At 66.9% G+C, this 20,445-nt stretch carries 23 protein-coding genes; 2 read left to right on the plus strand and 21 right to left on the minus strand.

The genetic code is table 11. The features are described 5' to 3' along the window. Nucleotides 1-68 precede the first annotated feature (68 nt). Nucleotides 69-608, minus strand: coding sequence for a TetR/AcrR family transcriptional regulator (locus AB4Y67_RS06520; RefSeq protein WP_441404966.1), 540 nt, complete (start codon nt 606-608; stop codon nt 69-71). Between the two features lie 70 nt (nt 609-678). Here AB4Y67_RS06520 and AB4Y67_RS06525 point away from each other — a divergent pair, with 70 nt between their 5' ends. Beyond that, nucleotides 679-2,340 (plus strand): MFS transporter, encoded by a 1,662-nt coding sequence (locus tag AB4Y67_RS06525; RefSeq protein WP_441404967.1) that lies wholly within the window; start codon nt 679-681, stop codon nt 2,338-2,340. 94 nt (nt 2,341-2,434) lie between these two features. Here the strand turns inward: AB4Y67_RS06525 and AB4Y67_RS06530 are convergent, their stop codons facing one another. Together AB4Y67_RS06530 and AB4Y67_RS06535 are read right to left on the minus strand one after the other, a co-directional pair. Then, nucleotides 2,435-2,914: a Dps family protein gene (locus tag AB4Y67_RS06530; protein ID WP_441404968.1), complete on the minus strand. Its 480-nt coding sequence runs from the start codon at nt 2,912-2,914 to the stop codon at nt 2,435-2,437. 197 nt (nt 2,915-3,111) lie between these two features. Further along, entirely contained in the window at nt 3,112-3,930 is an 819-nt protein-coding gene (locus AB4Y67_RS06535) for a sigma-70 family RNA polymerase sigma factor (protein ID WP_441404969.1), read from the minus strand. A gap of 226 nt (nt 3,931-4,156) precedes the next feature. On the opposite strand from AB4Y67_RS06535, the gene flgN reads away from it, so the two are divergent. Then, complete coding sequence (flgN, locus tag AB4Y67_RS06540) at nt 4,157-4,711, plus strand: flagellar export chaperone FlgN (RefSeq protein WP_441404970.1); 555 nt, start codon at nt 4,157-4,159, stop codon at nt 4,709-4,711. Nucleotides 4,712-4,731: 20 nt separating this feature from the next. Here the strand turns inward: flgN and AB4Y67_RS06545 are convergent, their stop codons facing one another. From AB4Y67_RS06545 to AB4Y67_RS06630, 18 genes are all read right to left on the minus strand, one after another. Next, complete coding sequence (locus AB4Y67_RS06545; RefSeq protein WP_441404971.1) at nt 4,732-4,995, minus strand: carbon storage regulator; 264 nt, start codon at nt 4,993-4,995, stop codon at nt 4,732-4,734. 74 nt (nt 4,996-5,069) lie between these two features. Beyond that, nucleotides 5,070-6,137, minus strand: coding sequence for a hypothetical protein (locus tag AB4Y67_RS06550; protein WP_441404972.1), 1,068 nt, complete (start codon nt 6,135-6,137; stop codon nt 5,070-5,072). Next, nucleotides 6,115-8,160 (minus strand): flagellar biosynthesis protein FlhA, encoded by a 2,046-nt coding sequence (locus AB4Y67_RS06555; protein ID WP_441404973.1) that lies wholly within the window; start codon nt 8,158-8,160, stop codon nt 6,115-6,117. The genes AB4Y67_RS06550 and AB4Y67_RS06555 overlap by 23 nt, the downstream gene beginning before the upstream one ends. Before the next feature lie 37 nt (nt 8,161-8,197). Next, nucleotides 8,198-9,277 carry an EscU/YscU/HrcU family type III secretion system export apparatus switch protein gene (locus AB4Y67_RS06560; protein WP_441404974.1) on the minus strand — a complete coding sequence of 360 codons (1,080 nt, stop codon included), beginning with the start codon at nt 9,275-9,277 and terminating at the stop codon, nt 8,198-8,200. After that, nucleotides 9,277-10,035, minus strand: coding sequence for a flagellar biosynthetic protein FliR (locus AB4Y67_RS06565; RefSeq protein WP_441404975.1), 759 nt, complete (start codon nt 10,033-10,035; stop codon nt 9,277-9,279). The genes AB4Y67_RS06560 and AB4Y67_RS06565 overlap by 1 nt, the downstream gene beginning before the upstream one ends. 1 nt (nt 10,036) lies before the next feature. Continuing rightward, on the minus strand, nt 10,037-10,312 hold the full coding sequence (fliQ, locus tag AB4Y67_RS06570; RefSeq protein ID WP_224048616.1) for a flagellar biosynthesis protein FliQ: 276 nt from the start codon (nt 10,310-10,312) through the stop codon (nt 10,037-10,039). Beyond that, on the minus strand, nt 10,309-11,142 hold the full coding sequence (fliP, locus tag AB4Y67_RS06575; protein WP_441405020.1) for a flagellar type III secretion system pore protein FliP: 834 nt from the start codon (nt 11,140-11,142) through the stop codon (nt 10,309-10,311). Before fliP ends, fliQ begins: the two co-directional genes overlap by 4 nt. A gap of 89 nt (nt 11,143-11,231) precedes the next feature. Beyond that, entirely contained in the window at nt 11,232-11,810 is a 579-nt protein-coding gene (gene fliO, locus AB4Y67_RS06580) for a flagellar biosynthetic protein FliO (protein ID WP_441404976.1), read from the minus strand. Continuing rightward, the gene (gene fliN, locus AB4Y67_RS06585; protein WP_441404977.1) at nt 11,811-12,539 is read right to left on the minus strand and encodes a flagellar motor switch protein FliN; all 729 of its coding nucleotides are present in this window, start codon (nt 12,537-12,539) and stop codon (nt 11,811-11,813) included. Further along, nucleotides 12,536-13,432, minus strand: coding sequence for a flagellar motor switch protein FliM (locus AB4Y67_RS06590; RefSeq protein ID WP_441404978.1), 897 nt, complete (start codon nt 13,430-13,432; stop codon nt 12,536-12,538). The genes fliN and AB4Y67_RS06590 overlap by 4 nt, the downstream gene beginning before the upstream one ends. A 109-nt stretch (nt 13,433-13,541) precedes the next feature. Continuing rightward, the gene (locus AB4Y67_RS06595) at nt 13,542-14,369 is read right to left on the minus strand and encodes an OmpA/MotB family protein (RefSeq protein WP_441404979.1); all 828 of its coding nucleotides are present in this window, start codon (nt 14,367-14,369) and stop codon (nt 13,542-13,544) included. Then, entirely contained in the window at nt 14,366-15,181 is an 816-nt protein-coding gene (locus AB4Y67_RS06600; protein WP_441404980.1) for a motility protein A, read from the minus strand. The genes AB4Y67_RS06595 and AB4Y67_RS06600 overlap by 4 nt, the downstream gene beginning before the upstream one ends. A gap of 3 nt (nt 15,182-15,184) precedes the next feature. Then, a complete protein-coding gene (locus AB4Y67_RS06605; protein ID WP_441404981.1) occupies nt 15,185-15,472 on the minus strand; it encodes a flagellar FlbD family protein in 288 nt (95 codons plus the stop codon). A 102-nt stretch (nt 15,473-15,574) separates the two neighbouring features. After that, nucleotides 15,575-16,573 carry a zinc-binding metallopeptidase family protein gene (locus tag AB4Y67_RS06610; protein WP_441404982.1) on the minus strand — a complete coding sequence of 333 codons (999 nt, stop codon included), beginning with the start codon at nt 16,571-16,573 and terminating at the stop codon, nt 15,575-15,577. Nucleotides 16,574-16,683: 110 nt separating this feature from the next. Continuing rightward, a complete protein-coding gene (locus tag AB4Y67_RS06615; protein ID WP_441404983.1) occupies nt 16,684-17,352 on the minus strand; it encodes a CPBP family intramembrane glutamic endopeptidase in 669 nt (222 codons plus the stop codon). Between the two features lie 187 nt (nt 17,353-17,539). Continuing rightward, nucleotides 17,540-18,721, minus strand: coding sequence for a flagellar hook protein FlgE (locus tag AB4Y67_RS06620; protein WP_441404984.1), 1,182 nt, complete (start codon nt 18,719-18,721; stop codon nt 17,540-17,542). Nucleotides 18,722-18,752: 31 nt separating this feature from the next. After that, complete coding sequence (locus AB4Y67_RS06625) at nt 18,753-19,187, minus strand: flagellar hook assembly protein FlgD (protein WP_441404985.1); 435 nt, start codon at nt 19,185-19,187, stop codon at nt 18,753-18,755. A gap of 18 nt (nt 19,188-19,205) precedes the next feature. Further along, nucleotides 19,206-19,916, minus strand: coding sequence for a flagellar hook-length control protein FliK (locus tag AB4Y67_RS06630; RefSeq protein ID WP_441404986.1), 711 nt, complete (start codon nt 19,914-19,916; stop codon nt 19,206-19,208). Nucleotides 19,917-20,445: the final 529 nt, after the last annotated feature.

The raw sequence follows: 20,445 nt of genomic DNA on the forward strand, positions 1-20,445 counted from the left end.
CCGCGACGGGTCCCCTGCGAGAGTTACGCGCTGGGACCGCCGTCGGGGGCGGACTGGCCGCCGCAGGCTTAGCCGCGGAGACGCTCGAGGGCAGTGAGGAGACCTGCGACGTCGGGGCCGACCTCCGGCAGCCATCCCCCTGGCCCGCGGGCCAGCATCGCATTGAAATACAGCCCGTCACCCATATAAAGGACCGGCTTGGCCATGGCAGGGCCGACGTCGGCCGCCAGCAGTTCCAGCCAGGACGCCTGCACGGCGGCCATCCGCCGCAGGGTTTCCTGATGGGCCACCTCAGCGAGCCTGGTGGCAGCGACGAAGACCCGGTCCAGCGGCGTGTCAGCCCAGACCGAGGACTTGATGAAGAACGCCGCAGCGCCTTCGGGGGCGGCGGCCATGGCAGCGAGGTCCTCGGCGAGCAGCCGGTCCAGCCGTTCCAGCAGAACGGAGATCATCGCTTCCTTGTTGGGGAAGTGGTACAGCAGCCCGCCCTTGGAGACGCCGGCAAGCCGGGCCACGGCATCCAGCGTCGCGGCACGCTCGCCCTCTTCGATCAGCAGGGATTCGAACGCGTCGAGGACGGCTTCGCGGGCGACGGGTTTTCTGGCCATGGGTCCTATCATGCCCCCTGGCGGGGGCTTCATTTCTTAACTGTACCGTCCAGACGGTACAGTTAAGTCCATGAGCAACACTTCCTTCACCCGCAACAGCACCGGCGCAGTTGGCGAGTCCGCCGCCGGGGCAACAACCAGCCATGCACCGCGTGCCCCGTGGCGCGACTGGCTGGCGCTGGCGCTGTTGATGTTTCCGGTGCTGCTCGTGGCCGTCGACAACACGGCCCTGACCTTTGCGCTGCCGGCCATCGCGCGCAGCCTCGACGCCACCGGAGTCGAGCTGCTCTGGATTGTCGACGCCTATCCCCTGGTCCTGGCCGGTCTTCTCGTGGCCATGGGTAGCCTCGGGGACAGGATCGGCCGCCGCCGGTTGCTCTTCGTCGGCAGCACGGGTTTCGCTGCCGTCTCGGCGGTCACCGCCTTCGCCCCCAGCGCCGAATGGCTGATCGCCGGACGCGCAGGCTTGGGGTTCTTCGGCGCCATGCTGATGCCCTCCACCCTTTCCCTGATCCGCAACATCTTCCCCGAACCCAACCGGCGCCGGCTGGCCGTGGCCATCTGGGCCGCCGGCTTCTCCGGCGGCGCCGCGCTGGGCCCGATCTTCGGCGGCTGGCTGGTGGAGCACTTCTGGTGGGGCGCGATCCTGCTCGTGGCCGTGCCGATCATCCTGCCGCTGCTGGTCCTGGGGCCGGCCCTGATCCCGGAATCCCGCGACCCGAATCCTGGCCGCGTGGACGTGCCCAGCATCATCCTGTCCCTGCTGGTGATGGTGCCCGTGGTCTATGGCATCAAGATCCTGGCCACCCACGGACTGGCCGCGGAACCGCTGGCCGCCATCGGCTTTGGCCTGCTGATGGGCTACGTCTTCATCCGGCGCCAGCGGCACCTGCTGCCGGCAGCCCCGGCACAAAGCGGTCCGGCACAGAACAGGACGGCACCGTCTGACGCCGGGGCACGGAACCGCACCGCTCCGCTTCTGGATATCAGCCTCTTCGGCAACCGGGTCTTCAGCACCGCCATCATCGCGAACGTGCTGGCGCTGTTCTCCTTCAACGGCTTCATCCTGTTCCTCGCGCAGCACCTGCAGCTGCTCGAGGGCCAGTCCCCCTCGGAATCCGGCGTCGCCATGGTTCCCGCCCTGATCGCCACCGTGGCGGCCGGCTTGCTGGTGGTCCCGCTGGTGAAGAAGGTCCGGCCCGGTTTCGTGGTGGCCGGCGGGCTGCTCCTGAGCGCCGCGGGCTACTTCCTGGTAGCCTTCGGCGATCATGGCAATGGCCCCGCGTTGCTGCTGGCGGCCCTGCTGGTGCTGTGCCTCGGCGTGGGCGCCGCGGAAACCATTTCCAACGACCTGATCCTGGGCGCAGCACCCGCGGAGAAATCCGGCGCGGCGGCCGCAATTTCCGAGACCGGCTACGAAATCGGCTCACTGCTCGGCACCGCTATCCTGGGCTCGATCCTGACGGCCTCCTACCAGGGCAATCTCCGGTTGCCCGCCGCCGTCGCCGAGAGCGCCCCCGCCGAGGCGTCCGCCCAGGCCGGCGAGACCCTTGCCGGGGCCGTGGAACTGGCCGAGGCTCTCCCGGGACCGCTGGCGGACGCGGTAATGACCGCAGCCCGCGCCGCCTTCGACTCGGGCGTCCACATCACGGCAGCCATCGCGCTGGTCTTGATGGCGGGAGCGTCAGTCCTCGCCGCCGTCGTCCTTCGGAAGGTGCCAACGGCGCGGTAGTCCGTAGGAGTCTGCATCTTGGAGACCAGGATTAAATGCCGGGCGCCCGGCGCCGGGGGGAACCGGCGCCGGGCGCTGAAACTGCTGGCGGCTGCTACTTGCTGTCCGCCGTGGTGACGCTGGCGTTGGCCCGCATCGTCTCGGCGTTGACCATCCACGCGTACTGCTCAAACTTGGCGATGAACTCGTGCAGCAGGTCCGCCGTCGTGGGGTCCTCCTCGTCCACTTCGTCGTGAACCTTGCGCATGGTTCCGACGGCGGCCTCGAGGGCGGCGACGATCCGCTCGATAGCGTCCTTCGTATTGATCAGGCCGGCCGGGAATTCAGCGAGCGAGGTGGACTTGGACACCGTGGAGCTGCGGCCGTCGGGGAGGGCGTGCAGGGCGCGCATGCGCTCCGCCAGGTCATCCGCGAAGGCGCGGGCGGCGTCGATGATCTCATCCAGCTGAAGGTGGAGGTCCCGGAAGTTCGTCCCGACGATGTTCCAGTGCGCCTGCTTGCCCTGAACGTGAAGTTCGATCAGGTCTACGAGCACTGCCTGCAGGTTCGTCGTGAGCGTTGGTGATGCTTTCATGCGTCCTCCTGAGTAAGTCCGATACCGTTGCGACTGTTGAATCCGCTGTTACCAAGCCGCTATTGCGTTCGATACCGCTGGATTCGATGCTACCGACGCTACCCCAGGGCATAGAGGGACGCGACGCCCCGGGAAGAATTTCTCGGTCAGCTTACTAAGTCGGCTTACTACCTGCCGGGGGGGACGTCCGAAACCGCTCAGACCGCCTGGTTGAGCACCGGCCCCTGCGGGAAGATAGCCCGCGTAATGCCGCCCGTGGTGGTCTCTGCCAGCTGGGCAAGGTAGTCATTTCGGCGCTTCGGGGTGATCCGCGACTGGGGCTCGAAGCCCTGCCCGGGATCGTCCGAATAGTGCGCGGTCAGGCCGTCACGCATAAGCCGGATGGCCTCGGCGCGCTGCTGGGAGACCGCCGCGTGGGTGGATCCAAGTTCCGCGGCCAGATCCTTGACGGTCCGGTCGCCAAAGTAGATCTCCTCGACGACGTAGCGCATCCGCTCGGGGAGGGACTTCACCGCCGCGCGGAGGTACTGGAGCCGCTCGTCCGCGAGCACGGAGTGTTCAGGGGTCAGGGTCTCGGCGGCCAGCGTGTCAACGACTGCTTCATCCAGGGGCGTCAGCGTCCGGGAGGCATCGGCGAGGGCTGCCTCGACGACGCTCTGCTGGACACCGAGGGCCGCGGCGATCTCGTCGACGCTGGGGGTGCGCCCGAGGGCTGCGGCGAGGGTTTCCTGGACCGACATCGTCTCTTTGATCCGGCGCCGCGCCGAGCGGGTGGCCCAGTCGCTCGCCCGCATCTCGTCGGCAAAAGCACCCAGGATCCGCCGGCGCGCAAAAGCACCGAACGGCACCCCGAGGTCCGGGTCGAAGGAGTCCGCCGAGGTGATCAGGGCAATGGCGCCCGCCGACGCCAGGTCATCGCGAGAAAGGTGTGACGCCTTTGAGCACAAGTCTGAGACGAGGTAGCCCACCAGCGGAAGATGCTGTGTGACCATCTCGTTGCGTTCCACGCGATTCAATAGAATGTCCCCCCATGAGACAGGATCCGGCAGCCTTAAAAGACCGAGAGCCGCACCCGAAATGGGCCCCGTGCTCCCCCATGGAAGTCGGAGTTCAAAAACCCGGGCGCAGCACCCAGAACGAAACCTATCACCTGATCCCCTCTCTGCGTGTAACCTCAGGGAAAAGCTTGGCTGAAAATGCGGTAAGGCTTCTCGGCCGGGGGCGGCAAGGGGAATGGGGTCCATGGGTGCAGGTGATCTTTCGGCGGCTCTCTGGCAGGAGCGCCGTCAGCTGGAATTGCTCTTATTCAGGCTGGAGACGCAGCGTCTCCATGTCATGGCCGGCAACCTGCAGTGGTTGAGCTTTACCGCCTCCGAAGTGGAAAGCGTCCTTGACCGGCTGCGCTTTGAAGCGCTGGCCCGGAGTGTCGAGTCGGCAGCGGTGGCGGCCGAGTGGGGGTTGCCCGCCCAGGCGACGCTGAATGAGCTCGTCGCGGGGGCACCGCCCGGCGCCTGGGCCGAAGTCCTGCAGGATCATCTGGACGGTCTGCGGACTTTGGTCCGGCAGCTCAACGATGCCGCCCGGACCAGCGAGGACACGCTGCGCAACCTGAGCCGTCCAGTGGCGTCCGGCGCGTCGGCCGGTCCGCGCAACGGCGACGCCGCGCCTGTGCAGGCGGACACCGCTGGGGTTCTTGATCAGCTGACGACGGCGGGGAACATTGAGCGCGCCCTGGCAGTCACCCGCAGGACCAAACAGCCCCTTCTGGACCAGTACCTCGGCGGCAACCGCGGCTGACCGGGTTCCCGTCCCGGCATTCAGTCCGCGGCGGGGGCTGGGGCCGACGGCGGCAGGAGCCCGCGTAGCGCGTCTTCCGTGTCCGGGCCGGATTCCGCGCCTGCTTCAGCTGCCGCCAGGTTCGCAGCGGCAATGGCTTCGATGACTTCCCGGCGCTGGATCGGCACCCCGCGGGGTGCCTCAATGCCTATCCGAACACCGTCGCCGCGGCCTTCCAGAACAGTGATGACGATCCCGTCGCCGATCATGATCTGTTCGCCCGGCTTGCGTGTAAGTACCAGCATCCTCTCAATCTACCCTTCGCTGTGCTGAGCTGCCGACGTATCCTGCTGCTGGTGCCTGGATCGTGCCGTGCATTTCAGATCCTGACCGAACGGGCCTGGCCGGAGTCGATCCAACCCACCGGCAGTCCAAGCGTGTTGACGGTTTCCGGAGTGGCGGTCTCCGCCGCCCCCACAACCGCTACCGCCGTGATGTCGAGCTGCGCGCCGAGCACACCGACCCAGCGCGCCGTGTCCTCCTGTTTGCGTCCGGCGTCGACCACTACCCACAGCTGGTCGGCGGAGAGCATGGCGACGGATTGGAGCCGGGCGAGGGCATCGCGGGCTTTCCCGAGGCCGAAGGCCACGAGCACGGTCTGGTCCGTCATCACGGCGTGGGCGCGGGCCGCCGTCGCGCCCTGGCGTCCTTCCACGTGCAGATGGCCATAGGCGGACAGTTTTCCTGCCGTGCGCACATCGGCGCCGCCGGCGGCCGTGGACATCGCCAGGGCCGTGTCCAGCGCGTCGTCGTCGAGCCCGACCAGGACCACCAGATCACCGGTACCGCTCAGCGGCACCGGCACGGATTCGAGCACCTGGGCCGGGGCAGGCGCCGGTGCTGCCGGAGCCGCAGCGCCGGCCGTCAGTTCGGTTGCGCCAGGAGCCGTGGCAGTGGCCGCTCCGGAGTCCTGCCGGTTGCGGCTGCCCGGGACACCCGGGGCGGCGGCCGGGCCGCGCAGGCCGGTGCCGAGCTGTTCAAGCAGTTCAGCGAAATCCGGGGACTCCGTCGAGAGCCCGGCGTTGCCGGGGCGGTGCAGGCTCAGTTCCGCGGCGTCGGCTTCCTCGAGCAGGGCCGCAATTGCGGCGCCTTTCAAGTCGTGGGCGGGCGCAGCCCCCGCGGGCGTTGCAGCCTCTACCGGCGGTGCCGCCGGCGCGTCAGCCTCGGCCAGGATGTCGGGATCGGGAACCACCTCTCCGGTGACCACCTCATGCCCCGTCACCACCTCGACGATCGCCTCGTAACGGTCGCCGGCGAAGAGTCCGGCGATCCCTGGGCTGATGACCCGTTCCGCCGAGACGATGCGCGCCGCGGGGCCGTGCTGCTGTTCCGCCTTGCGGCGGATCTCCTCAAGTGAGGCGCCCTTAAGCCGAAAGCGGTTCTGCATGGCGAACGACTCCTACTGTTTCGATCCGGACGTTGGCTGAAGTGACTTCGCGGTAAGAAAGTACCGGCACCGAGCCGGGCTGCGCTCCCACGAGGCGGCGGACGGCGGGGCGAAGCGCCGGCGCGCAGACCAGCACTGCCGGTCGGTTGGCGGCCGCTGCGGAGTCGACGGCGGAACGCACTGAGCGGAGGACTGCGTCGAGCCTGTCCTGGTTCATCACGATCTGGCTGCCGCCTTCGGCGGGCCGCATGTCCTCGAGCATGTGTTGTTCCAGGACGGGGTCGATCATGATTACGTTCAGCACCGGGCCGTCCATGAACTTGGCCGTCAGCGCCGGGCCGAGGGCCTGCCGCGCGGATTCGACCAGTGATTCCGGGTCGGTGGAGACCTTCGCGCGGAGGGTGAGCGCCTCGTAGATCCTGGCCAGGTCGTTGATGGGCACCTGCTCATCCAGCAGGCCCTGGAGCACGCGCTGCAGCTCGGCGAGGGAGAGCAGCGCGGGGGTGAGTTCGTCGACGGCGGAGGGGCTCTGCTTCCGCACTCCCTCGGTCAGGACCCGGACGTCCTCGCGGGACAACAGCCGGGCGGCGTTGGCCGTGACGATCGAGGACAGGTGTGTAACCAGGACCGAAACGCGGTCGATCACGGTGGCGCCGGTCATCTCCGCGTTGTGCCGCATTTCCGCCGGGATCCATTTCCCGGCCAGCCCGAACACAGGCTCAATCATCGCGATGCCCGGGAGCGAGTCGAGGCTGTCGCCCAGGGCCAGCATCTGGCCGCTGGGGGCGGTGCCGGCGCCCGCCTCGACTCCGGCGATCCGGATCGAGTAGCTCGCCGGGGGCAGGTCCACGCTGTCCCTGGTGCGGACCGGCGGAATGACCAGGCCCAGCTCCATGGCAATCTTGTGCCGCAGGGACCTCACCCGGGCCAGCAGGTCATCGGAGGCGCCGGAGACCATATCCACGAGGTCGGGGGCGAGCAGGATCTCCACCGGATGGACGCGCATGTCCTCGAGCAGCTTCTCGTTCGGATCCATTTCCGGGAAATTCAGGGCACTGGCCTCGGCGTCCAGGGTCTTTGCCTCCTGCGCTTTTTGGGCCGCGATCCGGCGCGATGCCAACAGCAGGCCAACACCGACCAGGATGAACGGCAGCGGCGGCATGCCGGGAATGAGGGCCATCGCGATGGCCGCGACGCCGGCGATCATCAGCGCGTTGGGTGACTGCAGCAGCTGGGTGGACGCAGTGCGGCCCATGTCCGCTTCGGCGTTGGATCGGGTCACGATCATGCCCGTGGAGACTGCCATCAGCAACGCCGGGATCTGGGTCACGAGCCCGTCGCCCATGGTCAGGATGCCGTACGTGTTTACGGCGTCGCCGATCTCCATGCCGCCCTGCAGCATGCCGATCGCGATGCCACCGACGAAGTTGATGATAATGATGATCAGCCCGGCAATGGCGTCACCCTTGACGAACTTCGAGGCACCGTCCATGGCGCCGTAGAAGTCGGCCTCGGCCGAGACTTCGGCGCGGCGTTCGCGGGCCTGGGTGTCCGTGATCAACCCGGCATTGAGGTCGGCGTCGATCGCCATCTGCTTGCCCGGCATCGCGTCGAGGGTGAAGCGGGCGCCGACTTCAGCCACCCGCTCCGCACCCTTGGTGACCACGATGAACTGGATGACCACAAGGATGAGGAACACGACGGCGCCGATGATCATGGAGCCGCCCACCGTCACCTGGCCGAACGCCTCGATGACCTGCCCGGCGTGCGCCTCCCCCAGGATCAGCCGGGTGGAGGCGACATTCAGGCCCAGCCGGAAGAGGGTGGCGACCAGCAGGAGGGAGGGGAACACCGAGAAGTCCAGGGGCTTCTTCACGAACATGCTGGTCAGGAGGACCAGGAGCGCCAGCAGGATATTGCAGACGATGAGGACGTCGAGCAGAGGCGCGGGCACCGGAACAATCAGCAGCAGCACAATACCGACGATGCCGATCGGCACTGTCAGCGGGGCGAACTTCTTCATGATGCGGTCCTTTCACAGACGCTGGTTGGAGCAGTGTTCATACGGCTGTTGCCATCCGGTGCATCCCGCTGGCAGCGCCGCGGGCCCTAAGCGACATCACGAAGGCCAGGACGCCGGCCACCGCGCGGTAGAAATCCACCGGGATCTCCTGGCCCAGGTCACAGGCGCTGTGCAGGGCCCGGGTCAGCGGAATGTCCTGGACCATCGGCACGTTCTTCGCTTCGGCCTCTTCCCTGATCCTGGCCGCGATGTGGCCGGAGCCCTTGGCCACCACGCGGGGGGCGGACTTTCCGGGTTCGTATTTAAGCGCCACGGCAAAGTGTGTGGGGTTGACCAGCACGACGTCGGCGTCCCCGATCGCCGCGATCATGCGGTTCCGGCTCATCGCCATCTGCCGGGCCCGCCGCTGCGAGCGGATCAGGGGGTCGCCTTCGCTGCTCTTGTTCTCGTCCTGGACTTCCTTCTTGGACATCCTGGTCTTCTTGCGGTTACGGCGCATCACGACGAAGAAGTCCGCCACCGCCAGCACGATGCCGGCCGCCACGGCAAACTGGACCAGCGAGGCGATGCCGCCTCCGGCGGCCTGCACAACCCCCGAGACCGGCATTCCCCCCGCCGTCAGCAACACCGGAACCAGCCCCTGCACGACGCCGTAGAGGACCAGCCCCACCACACTGGCCTTCAGCAGCGCCTTGACGCCGCCCCAGATCGCCTGGGTGCCGAAGACGCGCTTCAGGCCCTCGAGAAGTTTGAAGTGCTCGAAGTCCAGCTTGAATTTCTTCATGTGGACGCCGCCCTGCAGCGCGGACCCGGCGAGGACCACGATGAACACCACAATCAGCATGGGGCCGACGATCCCGGCCATGGAAGCCATCCCGTCCTCCAGGGCTTTGACGGCCTTGCCCGGGTCCGGGGCCGCAACTATGCCGCGGACGCTGAAGAGCTGGTCCGTGGCGGCGTTCGAGGCGCGTTCAACGGTGGCCGGAATCATGATGGCGGCGGCGCCGACGCCGACCCACGCGGTGAGGTCCTGGGAACGGGAAAGTTGGCCCTTGGAGCGGACCTCCTTCATCCGTTTGTCGGTGGCTTCTTCGGTTTTCTCCTGTGAATCCGACATCAGCCCACCCCCAGCACAGTCTTGGCGGCCTGGTTGGCGAGACTGGAGACGATTCTGGGCAGCGCCAGGAACATGAACCCGGCCAGCATCAGCGTCATCAGGATCTTGAGCGGGAAGCCGAGCGAGAAGGCGTTGAGCGCCGGGGCCACACGGGTCAGCAGGCCCAGCCCGACGTCGGCGAGGAACAAGACCACCACGAGCGGCCCGGCGATCTGGACAGCGGCGAGGAACATGCCGGTGACCGCCGACGTCATGGCCTGGACCGGCTGGGCCAGATCGATGCCGCCGGCCAGGGGCAGTGCCACGAAGCTGCCCGTGAGCCCGGTGATGACCAGCTGGTATCCGTCGGAGGCGAACAGCAACGCCAGCGCGGCCATCTGCAGCAGCCTGGTGAACTGGGCGCCGTTGACGTTCATTTGGGGGTCAAAGCTCTGGGCCAGCTGAAATCCGCTGAAGAGGTCGATCAGGCTGCCGGCGGACTGGACGGCGGAGAAGATCACCAGCACCAGGAAACCCAGAGCCAGCCCGGTGACCAGCTCGAGGACCACGCCCGTGATGAAGCCGGCTGTGTCCCGCGGTGTGTAGCCGGCGGACACCCACTGGGAGACCGCAAGGCCAAGCCCCAGCCCGAGCATGGCCTTCACGCGGCCGGGGAAGGCCTGAGACGCGAAGGGCGGTGCCACGATCAGGAAAGCCGTCATCCGGACGGTGGCCAGCAGAACCGCTTCCAGCCACGTCGGGTCGATCGGTATGCCCACCTCACAGGCCTCCCAGCAGCGCCGGGATCTTGGCGAACAGATCGTTGGTGAAGGCGACCATCTCCGAGATCATCCAGTGGCCGCAGATCACGAGGGCGACGGCCACGGCCGCAGCCTTGGGAACGAAGGACAGGGTGGCTTCCTGCAGCTGCGTGATGGACTGCAGCAGCGCGATGGCAAGCCCGACCACGAGTGCTGTCACCAGCACGGGGGCAGAGAGCTTGGCCGCGACGATCATGGCCTGGAGGCAAATGTCCAGGACGGCGTTGGCGTTCATCCGGTGCCTGCATAGCTTTGGATGAGGGACGTGATGATCAGGCCCCAGCCGTCCACCAGGACGAAAAGCAGGATCTTGAAGGGCAGTGAAATCATCACCGGCGGGAGCATCATCATGCCCATGGACATAAGGGCCGCGGAGACCACGAGGTCGATCACGAGGAAGGGAATGAAGATGACGAAGCCGATGATGAACGCGGCGCGCAGTTCCGAAATCATAAAAGCGGGAATGAGGGTCTGCATGGGAACGGCCTCGGGCGTGGCCGGGTTCTCCTGTGCGGCGGCCCGGGACATCAGGGCGATGTCCTCTTCCCGGGTGTGGGCCAGCATGAACTGCTGCAGCGGGCCGCTGGCAGCGCCCACGGCCCCGTTGAAGTCCAGGGTGCCGTTGAGGTAAGGCTGGATCCCGAGCGTGTTCATCTCGTTAATGACCGGCCACATAACGAAAATCGAGAGGAACAGGGCCAGCCCGGCGAGGACCTGGTTCGGCGGGATGGACGGCAGCGACAGGGCGTTGCGCGTCATCGCCAGGACCACGAAGATCTTCGTGAACGACGTCATCATCAGCAGCAGCGCCGGCGCCACCGAGAGCAGGGTGATGCCGATCAGGGTCAGGACCGCCGTCGACGGTTTGCCGTCGAGACCGTTGATCTCGATGTTGACGTTGCCGCCGCCGGGGTTCGCCGGATCCGTCGGGGCGACCGGCGGGGTGGGGTCGATCGGGGCGGCGTGGCCGGCCGAGGCGGTCAGCCACAGCAGCAGCACCGCGAAAAGGACGGCGGCAAGGCCCAGGACCACGGCCCTGCCAAATCGGAACGGGGCCGGCTGGATGGAGCCCGGCCGGGCTGTCTCAGCGGCAGCGACGGGCGGGAGCGTGGGGGCAGCCGAAACTGCCGGGGCGGAGCGGAAAGTCAGGGAGCTCAATTGCGTCGTCCGCTCCTGAGCGCGGCAGCGGCCTGCTTCCACGTGGAGCCGGCAAGGATCGAACCGTGCAGGGGCGGGTGGCCGGCCGCGCCGGACGCGTTGCCGCGCAGCCCGGGCCCGCGCGCATGGGAGTCCCGGTGAAGGGTGCTGCGGCGGGACGGCGGGGCGTTCCCGGGGCTGGAGCCGGCAGGGTCTTCGCTGCCGTCGCCGGGGAGTTCTTCGAAGCTGGACTGCCCGCTGGGAAGCGCGCCGAACCCGGAAAGGACCCGGGCAAATTCGCCGGCTCCGCGGCGGGCTTCGGGAACCGACGCTTCTTCGACTTCGGCCGGGATGTCGCCGGTGTGCAGGACGTTGACGGCGTGTTCGGTGACGCCCAGCAGGAAGCGCTGCCCTGAGGCGTCGACCACCACCACGGAGGCCTTCTGGCCGACGCTCTGCCGGCTGACAATGGTCAGCGCACGGTCAGCCCGCCGCCGTCCGGTGCCTTTGCCGAGCCGGCGCTGCAGCAACCACATGAGGCCAAGCACCGCGCCCAGGGCCACGAATACCCGCAGCCCGAGGATCAGTGCGTCCATTCAGCTGAGCCCCTCGGCAACGTCGAGGATGCGGGTGATCCGGACGGCGTAGTCCTGGTCCAAAACCACCACTTCGCCGTGGGCGATCAGCCGGCCGTTGAGCAGGACGTCTGCCGGGGCACCAGCCGAGCGGTCGAGTTCAATGATCTTGCCCGGTTCGAGCGAGAGCACGTCCCGCACCGACATCCGGGTGCGGCCGATTTCCACGGTCAGGGCCATTTCGATGTTGTTGATCCGCCCGAGCCGGCCGGCTACGGCCTCGCCGCCGGCGAACACGTCCCCGGCACGGTCCTGACTGGTGCTGTGCTCCCGGAGGCGGACGGCGAACCAAGCGGCGGCGTTGGCGCCGTCGGAAAGCTCGAAGACAGCAGTGTCGGGGTCCGAAAGCAGCCCGGAGGCATCGGACTCACGCAGGTCGCTCAGGACCCCGGCGCCGAACACGGAACTGGCGCTTTCCATCGCAGGGCGCAGCACGTCGGTCACCGAGACGACGCCGGGCTGGGTCCCCGCCATGCCACCCGCGGCTTCGTCGAGGAAGGTGCGGTCGCTCAACATCAGGGCAAGGTCTGCGGTAACGGAGCCGACGAAGGTCGCAGTGACGGCCTGGCGGGCGTAGGGCGCGGCGGCACGGGCCGGCACGAGGGCCAGCACCTTGAGCGCCACCGGGCTCGGCAGTTCTTCAACGAGCCGTTCCGCCGACGATTCGTGCCTGGTCAGGGTGATGCTCATCGGTGATTCTCCTCGATTGTGACAATGACGGCGGCCGCGCGGGACCCGTTGCGGGCCGGGGCGGCAGTGGCGAGCCGCGTGCCGTCCAGGGTGAGGTCAAACGGACGGTTTTCCAGGTGCGGCAGGGTCAGGACGTCGCCAACCGCGAGGCCCAGGACCTGGCTGGGGGTGACGAACGACGTCGAAAGCCGGACGGAAAGTTCCACCGGAACCCGTTCCAGCTGGGCGGTGACGCGTGCTGCGGCATCTCCGCGGTTGTCGGTCGGGTTGACCTTCTTGAGCCGGCCCAGCAGGATGCTCGCGGGGACGGCCAAGGTGGCGGGGGCGCTCATGTCGCCGACGTTCATGGTGAATGCCGCGACGATCATCAGTTCGCTGGGGGCTGCGGCCTGGGCGAACTGGGAGTTGTACTGGATGGTGTCCACCCGGACGGTTTCGCTGAGCAGCGGCCCAAGGGAGTAGCCAAGGTCTTCAAGGGCCTCGTCCATAAGGCCTTTGACCAGGGCCTGTTCAATCTGGGTGAACTTGCGGTCCGGCATGGGCGAATCGTTCGAGGCGCCCAGCATCCGGTTCACCCAGCCGAGGGCGGCCGGGGCGGGGAACTGCACCACGAGCTTGGAATCGTGGCCCTCCACTGTGCACAGCACCATCGCGGTGACCGCGGGCAGTGAGGCGGCGTATTCGTCGTAGCTGAGCATACTGACGTCTTCGAGCCGCACCACGGACTTGACGCGGACCTTGGCGGTCAGCTGGGTTCCCCACTGGCGGGCGTAGGTTTCGAAGGCGAGTTCCAGGACGCGGCTGTGTTCGCGGGCGAGCGTCGCGGGGCGCCGGAAGTCGTAGACGCTTACCGTCCGCTCCCGCACCACTTCCCGCTCATCCAAAACACTCACGGTTGCCACTATCGGCAAGGGATCGCGTGGCGTAAGCAGTATGCCGGAGGCAATCCAAGTGGCAATTCAGGCGGCAATTCAGGCGGCACTATTGCAGGCAGTACAGTCGCTATTTTTGGCTGTGCTTCAGCACTTCCGGAATCAGTGCCCGGACGACGTCGGGCTGGTCCGAGATGATCACGATGTCGACCCGGCGGTTCAGCTCCATGAGCTCCGGCGTGGAATCGTCGTTGACCTGCCGCGCGGAGCCGAAGGCGACGGCGCCGATGGTTCCCGGGGCGATTCCGCCGCGGTCCACCATATAGCGCAGGACATTCACCGCACGTGCCGACGAGAGCTCCCACGTGGACGGGTAGGCGGTCACACCGTTGGCCGCGTGGCCTTCGACCATGATCTCCAGGGCCGCTGGCCCGAGGATGGGCGAGATGATTTTCAAGACCTGGGAGGCCCGCTCGGTGAGTTCCGGCCGGTCCGGTGCGAAGAACGTCTGGGAGCCGACCAGCTTGACCGTGAGCCCGCGCTGGTCGATCTGGAACTCAACGTTTTCGCTGAGCCCGGCGGCTGCCAGGGCTGCCTTCATCTGCTCCTCCAGGGCACGCAGCCGGTCCACTTCCTTGAGGGCCGCCGCGAGGGCGTCGGGGGCCGCCGCTGAATCTTGCGCCTTCATCGCGGCGAAGGCTTCCAGGTGTTCGTCCACGAATTCCGGCGGTACCACTGTGCCCTCGGCGGTGTCCACCGTTTCGCTTGCGACGGCTCCAAAGCCGGTGGCGAGGGAATTGCGGAGTTTCTCGAACTTGTTCGCGTCCACCGTGGACATGGCATAGAGGACGATGAAGAGGCACATGAGGACCGTGACCATGTCCATGTAGGACGCCATCCAGCGTTCGTCGACGTGGTGCTCTTCGGGTTTCTTGCGGGGGCTCCGGCGGCCACTCACGCCGCAGCGTCCATCGTTTCAGCGTCGCCGGCAGCCGCCTTACGGCCGCCTCCGGAGCTCTTAAGCTGGTGCTCGGGAACCATGGAGCGGAGCCGCTCGGCGAGCAACAGCGGCTGGGCGCCGGCCTGCACGGCGAGCATCCCTTCCATGAGCAGCGTCCGGCGTTCGATGTCCAGTTCGGACAGCCGCGCCATGCGTCCGCTGAAGGGCAGCCAGATGAAGTTGGCGGACAGCAGCCCCCAGAGCGTGGCAACGAACGCGGCGGCGATCATGTGCCCCAGCTCGTCCGGCTTGGACAGGTTCTCCAGGACGTGGGTCAGGGACACGACGGTTCCGACGATGCCGACAGTGGGGGCGTAGCCGCCGAGGGACGCGAAGAACTTCGAGTTGGAGTGGTCGCTGCGCGCCTTCGTGTCGATTTCATCCTCCATCTGCATCCGGAGGTCTTCGGCGTCGGTGCCGTCAGCAATGTTCTGCAGGGCCCGGGCAAGGAAGGGATCGTTGACGCTGGCGGCTTCTTCCTCGAGGGACAGCAGGCCCTCGCTGCGCGCCTTTTCCGCGAACCGGACCATCTGGTCGATGCTGTCCTGCGGCTTCGCGGTTTTCCCGATGAACATCGCCGGCACTGCTTTGAACGCCTGGATGACGTCCTTGAGGGTGTTGCCGGCAAGCCCGATGGCCAGGGTGGCGCCGAAAACGAGGATCATGGGGGCGGGCAGCAGCAGTGAGGAGAGGCTGCCGCCTTCCAGCAGGACCATAACGATGAGGGAGCCAAAGGCGAGGAGCAGTCCTATGACTGTTGCGGGATCCATGGATTACTTTCTTGGTGGCTCAGGTGCGGGGCGGCGGCCGTCGTCCGCGGGGTCCGACGGCGGCACGAGGCTCAGCGGGTATCCCGTCACGGCGGGAAAGTCCCTCGCCTTAGTCAGGACGTACGCCCGGTAGTCGGCAATAAGTTCGACCACTTCCGCGAGGCTTTCCAGCACCACATAGGCGGCGCCGTCCAGGGTCACCAGATGGGTGTCCGGGCTCTCGTGGATACGCTCGATCAGGTCCGGATTGACCGCGAAGCGCGTTCCGTTGAGGCGTGTGACGACGATCATGGGCCGATTCTGCTCTGTTTTTCTGCTCAGCGTGTTCCGCTCAGCGTGGTTCAGCAAGGGAAGGGTGTTCTCCTCCTACTGTCGGCAGAGGCGGCCGGTTCGTTAGGCGGAGGCCTTCGCTGAAGTGCGGAGGGCGTGGACGAACTCGAGCTTGTCGATCACCGTGCCTGGGAGTGCAAAGGGGTACAAATCGTCTTTCCCCATGCTCCGGTTGACCTGGTTCAGTGCGATCGAGAGCGGCAGCCACTCGGTTTCCACGATGGCGCGGAAAGACGAGGTCTCCGACATCTTCGATACCAGGCCGAATTCCCGGGCGGTGTCGATGGTGTCGCTGATGTGCAGATAGTGGGCAAAGGACTCGGCAAAGTCCTCGTACGGGTGCATTGTTGCGTACCGGGAGATGTAGTGCTGCTCCCAGTTCGCTGGGGCGCCCTTGGAGTAGTGGCGGTCAATCTCTGCCTGATAATCCTTGGTGTCGTCGCCGAAGAGGTCCCGTGCCGCGCGGGTCCGCTCGTCATCGCTGAAGACCAGCGCGTCCTCAAAATAATGGCCCACCTCGTGCCGGAAATGCCCGAGCATCGTCCGGTACGGCTCATCGAGCCGGGCGCGCATTCTTTCGCGGTAAGCGTCGTCGCTCTCGGCGAGGTCAATGGTGATGATCCCGGAGGCATGTCCGATGACCACGTTCTCGTTGGCACTGGACAGCAGGTCGAAAGCGAGGCCCTTGTTGGGGTCTTCCGCGCGGGTGACGATCGGCAGGCCAAGCCCGTCCAGCTCGGCGATGAGCTGACGCTTGGCCCGCTCCGCCACAATGAACTGGGAAAGGCCCTTGGCGTCTTTGTCGTTCGGGCGTGTCCGCGTGAGGTCACAGCTGAAGCACTGGCCGCCGCTTTTCGGGGCAAGCCAGGTGCACCCGGAGAGCATCAGGTTCGTGCAGATGTACCGTTCGGTGCCGGAGGAGTCCTTGTGCCGCCCCTGCCCGTCCACTGCGACGATCGCGCGGAGCTCCCGCACGTAGCCGAGGTTCGTTCCGCAGTGCAGGCAGACTGAGTTTTCAAAGAACACGGCCGAGTCGCAGGCACTGCAGGATTGTTTTTTCACCTCACGATCCTACCCGCGACGGATGCCGCAGCACCCGCCGCGCGACCGTTGCACAAGCCTGAGCAGACGGATCCGTCTCCTCCGGCGGTTCCGCGGTGGCGCGGTCGTCGTTAGGGCATGATCGCGTAAAAGATGATCCAGTTCATGGCGAGGTTAAACCCGGCATGAGCAACTACTGCCCCGGCCAATGATCCCGTGAGCTTCCGGAAGCCGTAGAACGCCAGGGACGCCGCGAACATCGCAGCCACCCAGAACAGCGCCGGGAGTGGCAGGAACGCCCAGGAGCCGGCCACAAGCACCACCCCAAAGTGCGCCAGATGGGTGACTGCAAACGCTGCCGCGTCGATGAGGGCTGCCCGCCGGTCACCGAGTTGCGCGGCGAAACTCTCGTGGGCCACTCCGCGGTACAGCACCTCTTCACCTATCGGGCTGAAGAGCATCCCGACAACCGCAAAAATGATGAAGTAGATCAGGCGGTCGTCCTCTGAGGGCGATGCCGGCACGGTTGAATACGAAAGGGCGATGTACGCGAACGGATTGGACATGCTCTGCCCCCACACAGCGGCAGCCGTGAAATGCACTGAGAGGGCCATTGCAACGCCGGCTATCGCGGCCGGCGCGATCCAGCGTCGCCGCGTCGGCCGGACCAGGCCGACGCGCTGGCGCCCTTCCTTGGTCGCCACGCGCGCCAGCCCGAAAAGGACAAGCAGCAGGATGCCAGTGCGGAGGTTCAGCGGCACAAGCGAGCGGAACAGTGGCCGGACAGAAAGGGTGGTCATGCCGTGAGTGTATGGCGAGCGAGCGCAGGCCCGCTGATAGGCGAGATATCCGCGCCTCGTGTCTGCAGCGTCTTCGTGGTCCGTGTTGCGTTGTGCCGGGCAATGATCGCGACGATGGCGCCCACTTCCGCCAGGCTCGGCAGGGAGTGGACGCCATCAGCGGGAGACAGCCAACTTATCCGAAGAATTAGCGCTTCAGGTTGCCGAGCTCCTGCAGCACCTCGTCCGAGGTGGTGATGATGCGGGCGTTGGCCTGGAAGCCGCGCTGCGCGACGATCAGGTTGGTGAATTCCTGGGAGAGGTCCACGTTAGACATTTCCAGCGAGCCGGCGGCGAGGCTGCCGATGCCGGCGTCGCCTGCTCCGCCGAGCTGCACGCCGCCGGCGTTGGCGGTGGCGACGTACGAGGAGCCGCCAGCCTTCTCCAAGCCCGCGGGGTTGGTGAAGTTGGCCAGCGCGATCTTGGCGAGGACCTGCTTGACGCCGTTGCTGAAGGAACCGATCACGGATCCGTCGTTCCCGATGGTGTAGGACTGCAGCTTGCCGGCAGCGGAGCCGTTCTGGCCGCTGACGGCGAGGGAAGTCATCCCGGCGAATCCCGACGCCGAGGTGAGATCTACGTCGACGCCGTTGACCGCCAAGGGACCGCTCGGGGTCAGCGTGCCGCCCGCACCCTGGGTGAGGGTGATGTTCGAGGTGGCTCCGCCGTCGGTGGCTGCAACTCCCCAGCCGGTCGCAGTCTTGGTGAAATCGACAGTGATGTTCCGCTCGGCACCGGCGGCATTGTAGACCTTGACGACGCGCTGAAGTGTGGCGGGCGGAGCGACAGCGGCGTCGCTGGGCAGATTGCCGTCCAGCGTAACCGAAGACGTTGCCTTGGCCGGAACCAGGGTGTTCGAGTTCAGCGTGATGCCATTGACCGGGCCGCCGGTGTTGACCACACCGTCGACGTCTGCCGACCAGCCCTGCAGGATGCCGCCGTCGGGGCTGACCAGCTGGCCGGCGGCGTCGGGGCTGAAGGCGCCCGCGCGGGTGAAGAGTTGCTGGCCGCCCTTGCTGGTGACGAAGAAGCCGTCGCCGGAGATCATCAGGTCGGTGGCGCGGCCGGTGCTCTGCGAGGAGCCCTGGGCGAAGTTGGTGCTGACGCCGGCGACGCGGACGCCGAGGCCGATCTGGGCGGGGTTGCTGCCGCCGGTCTCGCCCTGCGGCGCGGAGGCGCCCTGGGTCATCTGGGAGAGCGTGTCCTGGAACTGGGTGGAAGAAGCCTTGAACCCAGCCGTGTTGACGTTGGCAATGTTGTTGCCGGTGACGTCCAGCATGGTCTGGTGGGCGCGGAGGCCGGAGATTCCGGAATACAGCGAGCGGAGCATGGGAACTGCCTTTCTACGGGTGGAAAACTGGTCAGGAAGCGGCCGGTGCGGTGAGCCCGGTGATGGAGTCTAGGGGGATGGAGAGTTCGCCGACCTTGACGGTGGGAACTGCCCCGGAGTAGGAAACGGAACTGGCGATTCCGGTGCCTGTGGTGCCGTCGCCCAGTGTGTAGTCGACGGACTGGCCGACCAGCTGGGCGGCGGCCTGGCGCATCTGCAGGGAGAACCCTTCCTTGCTGTTGGTTGTCAGTTCCTGCATCTTCTCCATCATGGAGAGCTGGATGGTCTGGCTCATCATCTGGTTGGTGTCCATGGGCGCGCTCGGGTTCTGGTTCTTGAGCTGAGCCACCAGGAGGGACATAAAGACCTCCGAATCCATGGTCTGCACGGGTGCCCGCACGGCAGCAGCCTGGGCGGTCTCCCCCGCGGCCCCGATGGGCTGGGAGGCGATGGGCTGAATCGTCATGAGTCGCTTTCCTTCGTGTCAGACAAGAATGTCGAGGGTGGTCTGTGGGCCGTTCAGTATCCTGGCGTCGCGCAGGGCCGCGCCATCGGCCAGGGCTTCCCAGCGGTGGCCCGGCCGTTGTTCGCCAGATCCGTTGCGGTTGCCCGGTCCGGAGCCGGAGTCCCGCCCGGCGCCGCCTTGGCTGGTTCCGTCCTGCCTGGTGCCGTCCCGGGCTGTGTTGCCCGGCCCGGTGTGTTCGGAGACGTCGAGGCTGGCACCAAAGCCCGCATCGGCGAGTTCCTTACGGAGTTCCGGCAGGACCCCGCGGATGGCCTCGCGTCCGGCGTCGCCCGGGGCGAAGAGTTCGATCCTGACGCCTGCGGCATCAATGTGCGCCCTGACCGTCATTGGGCCCAGGTCCTCGGGGGTGACCTGCAGCGTCATGATGTGCTGCCCCTGCGGGGCTCCGGCGAGCGTGAAGAGCGGCTTGGCCAACTGCGGCTGGAGCGTGGCGCCCGGTTGGGGAGCCGCTGGGGCCGCGGGTTGCGGCGCGGAAGCGGTTGACGACGGCAGCTGGCTGACCGGGGTTGCGGCTGCTGCGCTTCCGGCCGTGACGAGCGCATCCGCGGGAGCCGTGCCGGGTGCGGCAGCTGATGCGGCCACGGGTGTCGTTTCAATGCGGGCGGCACCGGACGTGCTGCCTTCGGCGGGCGCCGTGCCCGGGAAACCGGAGGCGGTTCCGGCGGCCACGGCGGGCACATTGGCTTGGCCTGCTGTTGCCGGCGGCAGTGCAGCGGGCGTTGCAGGAACGGCTGGTGGTACTGGTTTCCCAACGGACGGGGTTACCGCAACCGTTTTAGTTTCCGCAGGGGCTGCGGGCGCCCCAGTCACCGCTGTGGCTGCGGAAACTGTTTGCACCGGCCAGGATTCCTGAGGCGCACCGGCCGGGGAGGTCGTGCCGGGACCCCCGGGCGGCATTAGAAGCGCCGCGGTGACGGCTTGGGACGGCGCCAGGGCCTGGTCCTGCGCAGCGGCAGGTTGCTGGGCCGCCAAGGAAGCTGTTGTCACCTTGCCAGCCGTCACTATCGCGCCGGTACCGGGAACCGCCGCGGGTCCATCCGCAGCGCGAAGTGCCTGGCTGGGTAGCATGCCTTCGATCTGTTCGCCCCGCGCCCCCGCCAGTGCGGTTGGCTGAGCTGTTCCAGGCGGTACGGTTCCAGGCTGCACGGTCCCAGGCTGCGGTCCGGCGACTGCCGTAAACCGGGGATCGAGTCCGGGC

The sequence above is a fragment of the Arthrobacter sp. YAF17 genome, assembly GCF_052113365.1.
In the GTDB taxonomy this organism is placed as follows: domain Bacteria; phylum Actinomycetota; class Actinomycetes; order Actinomycetales; family Micrococcaceae; genus Arthrobacter.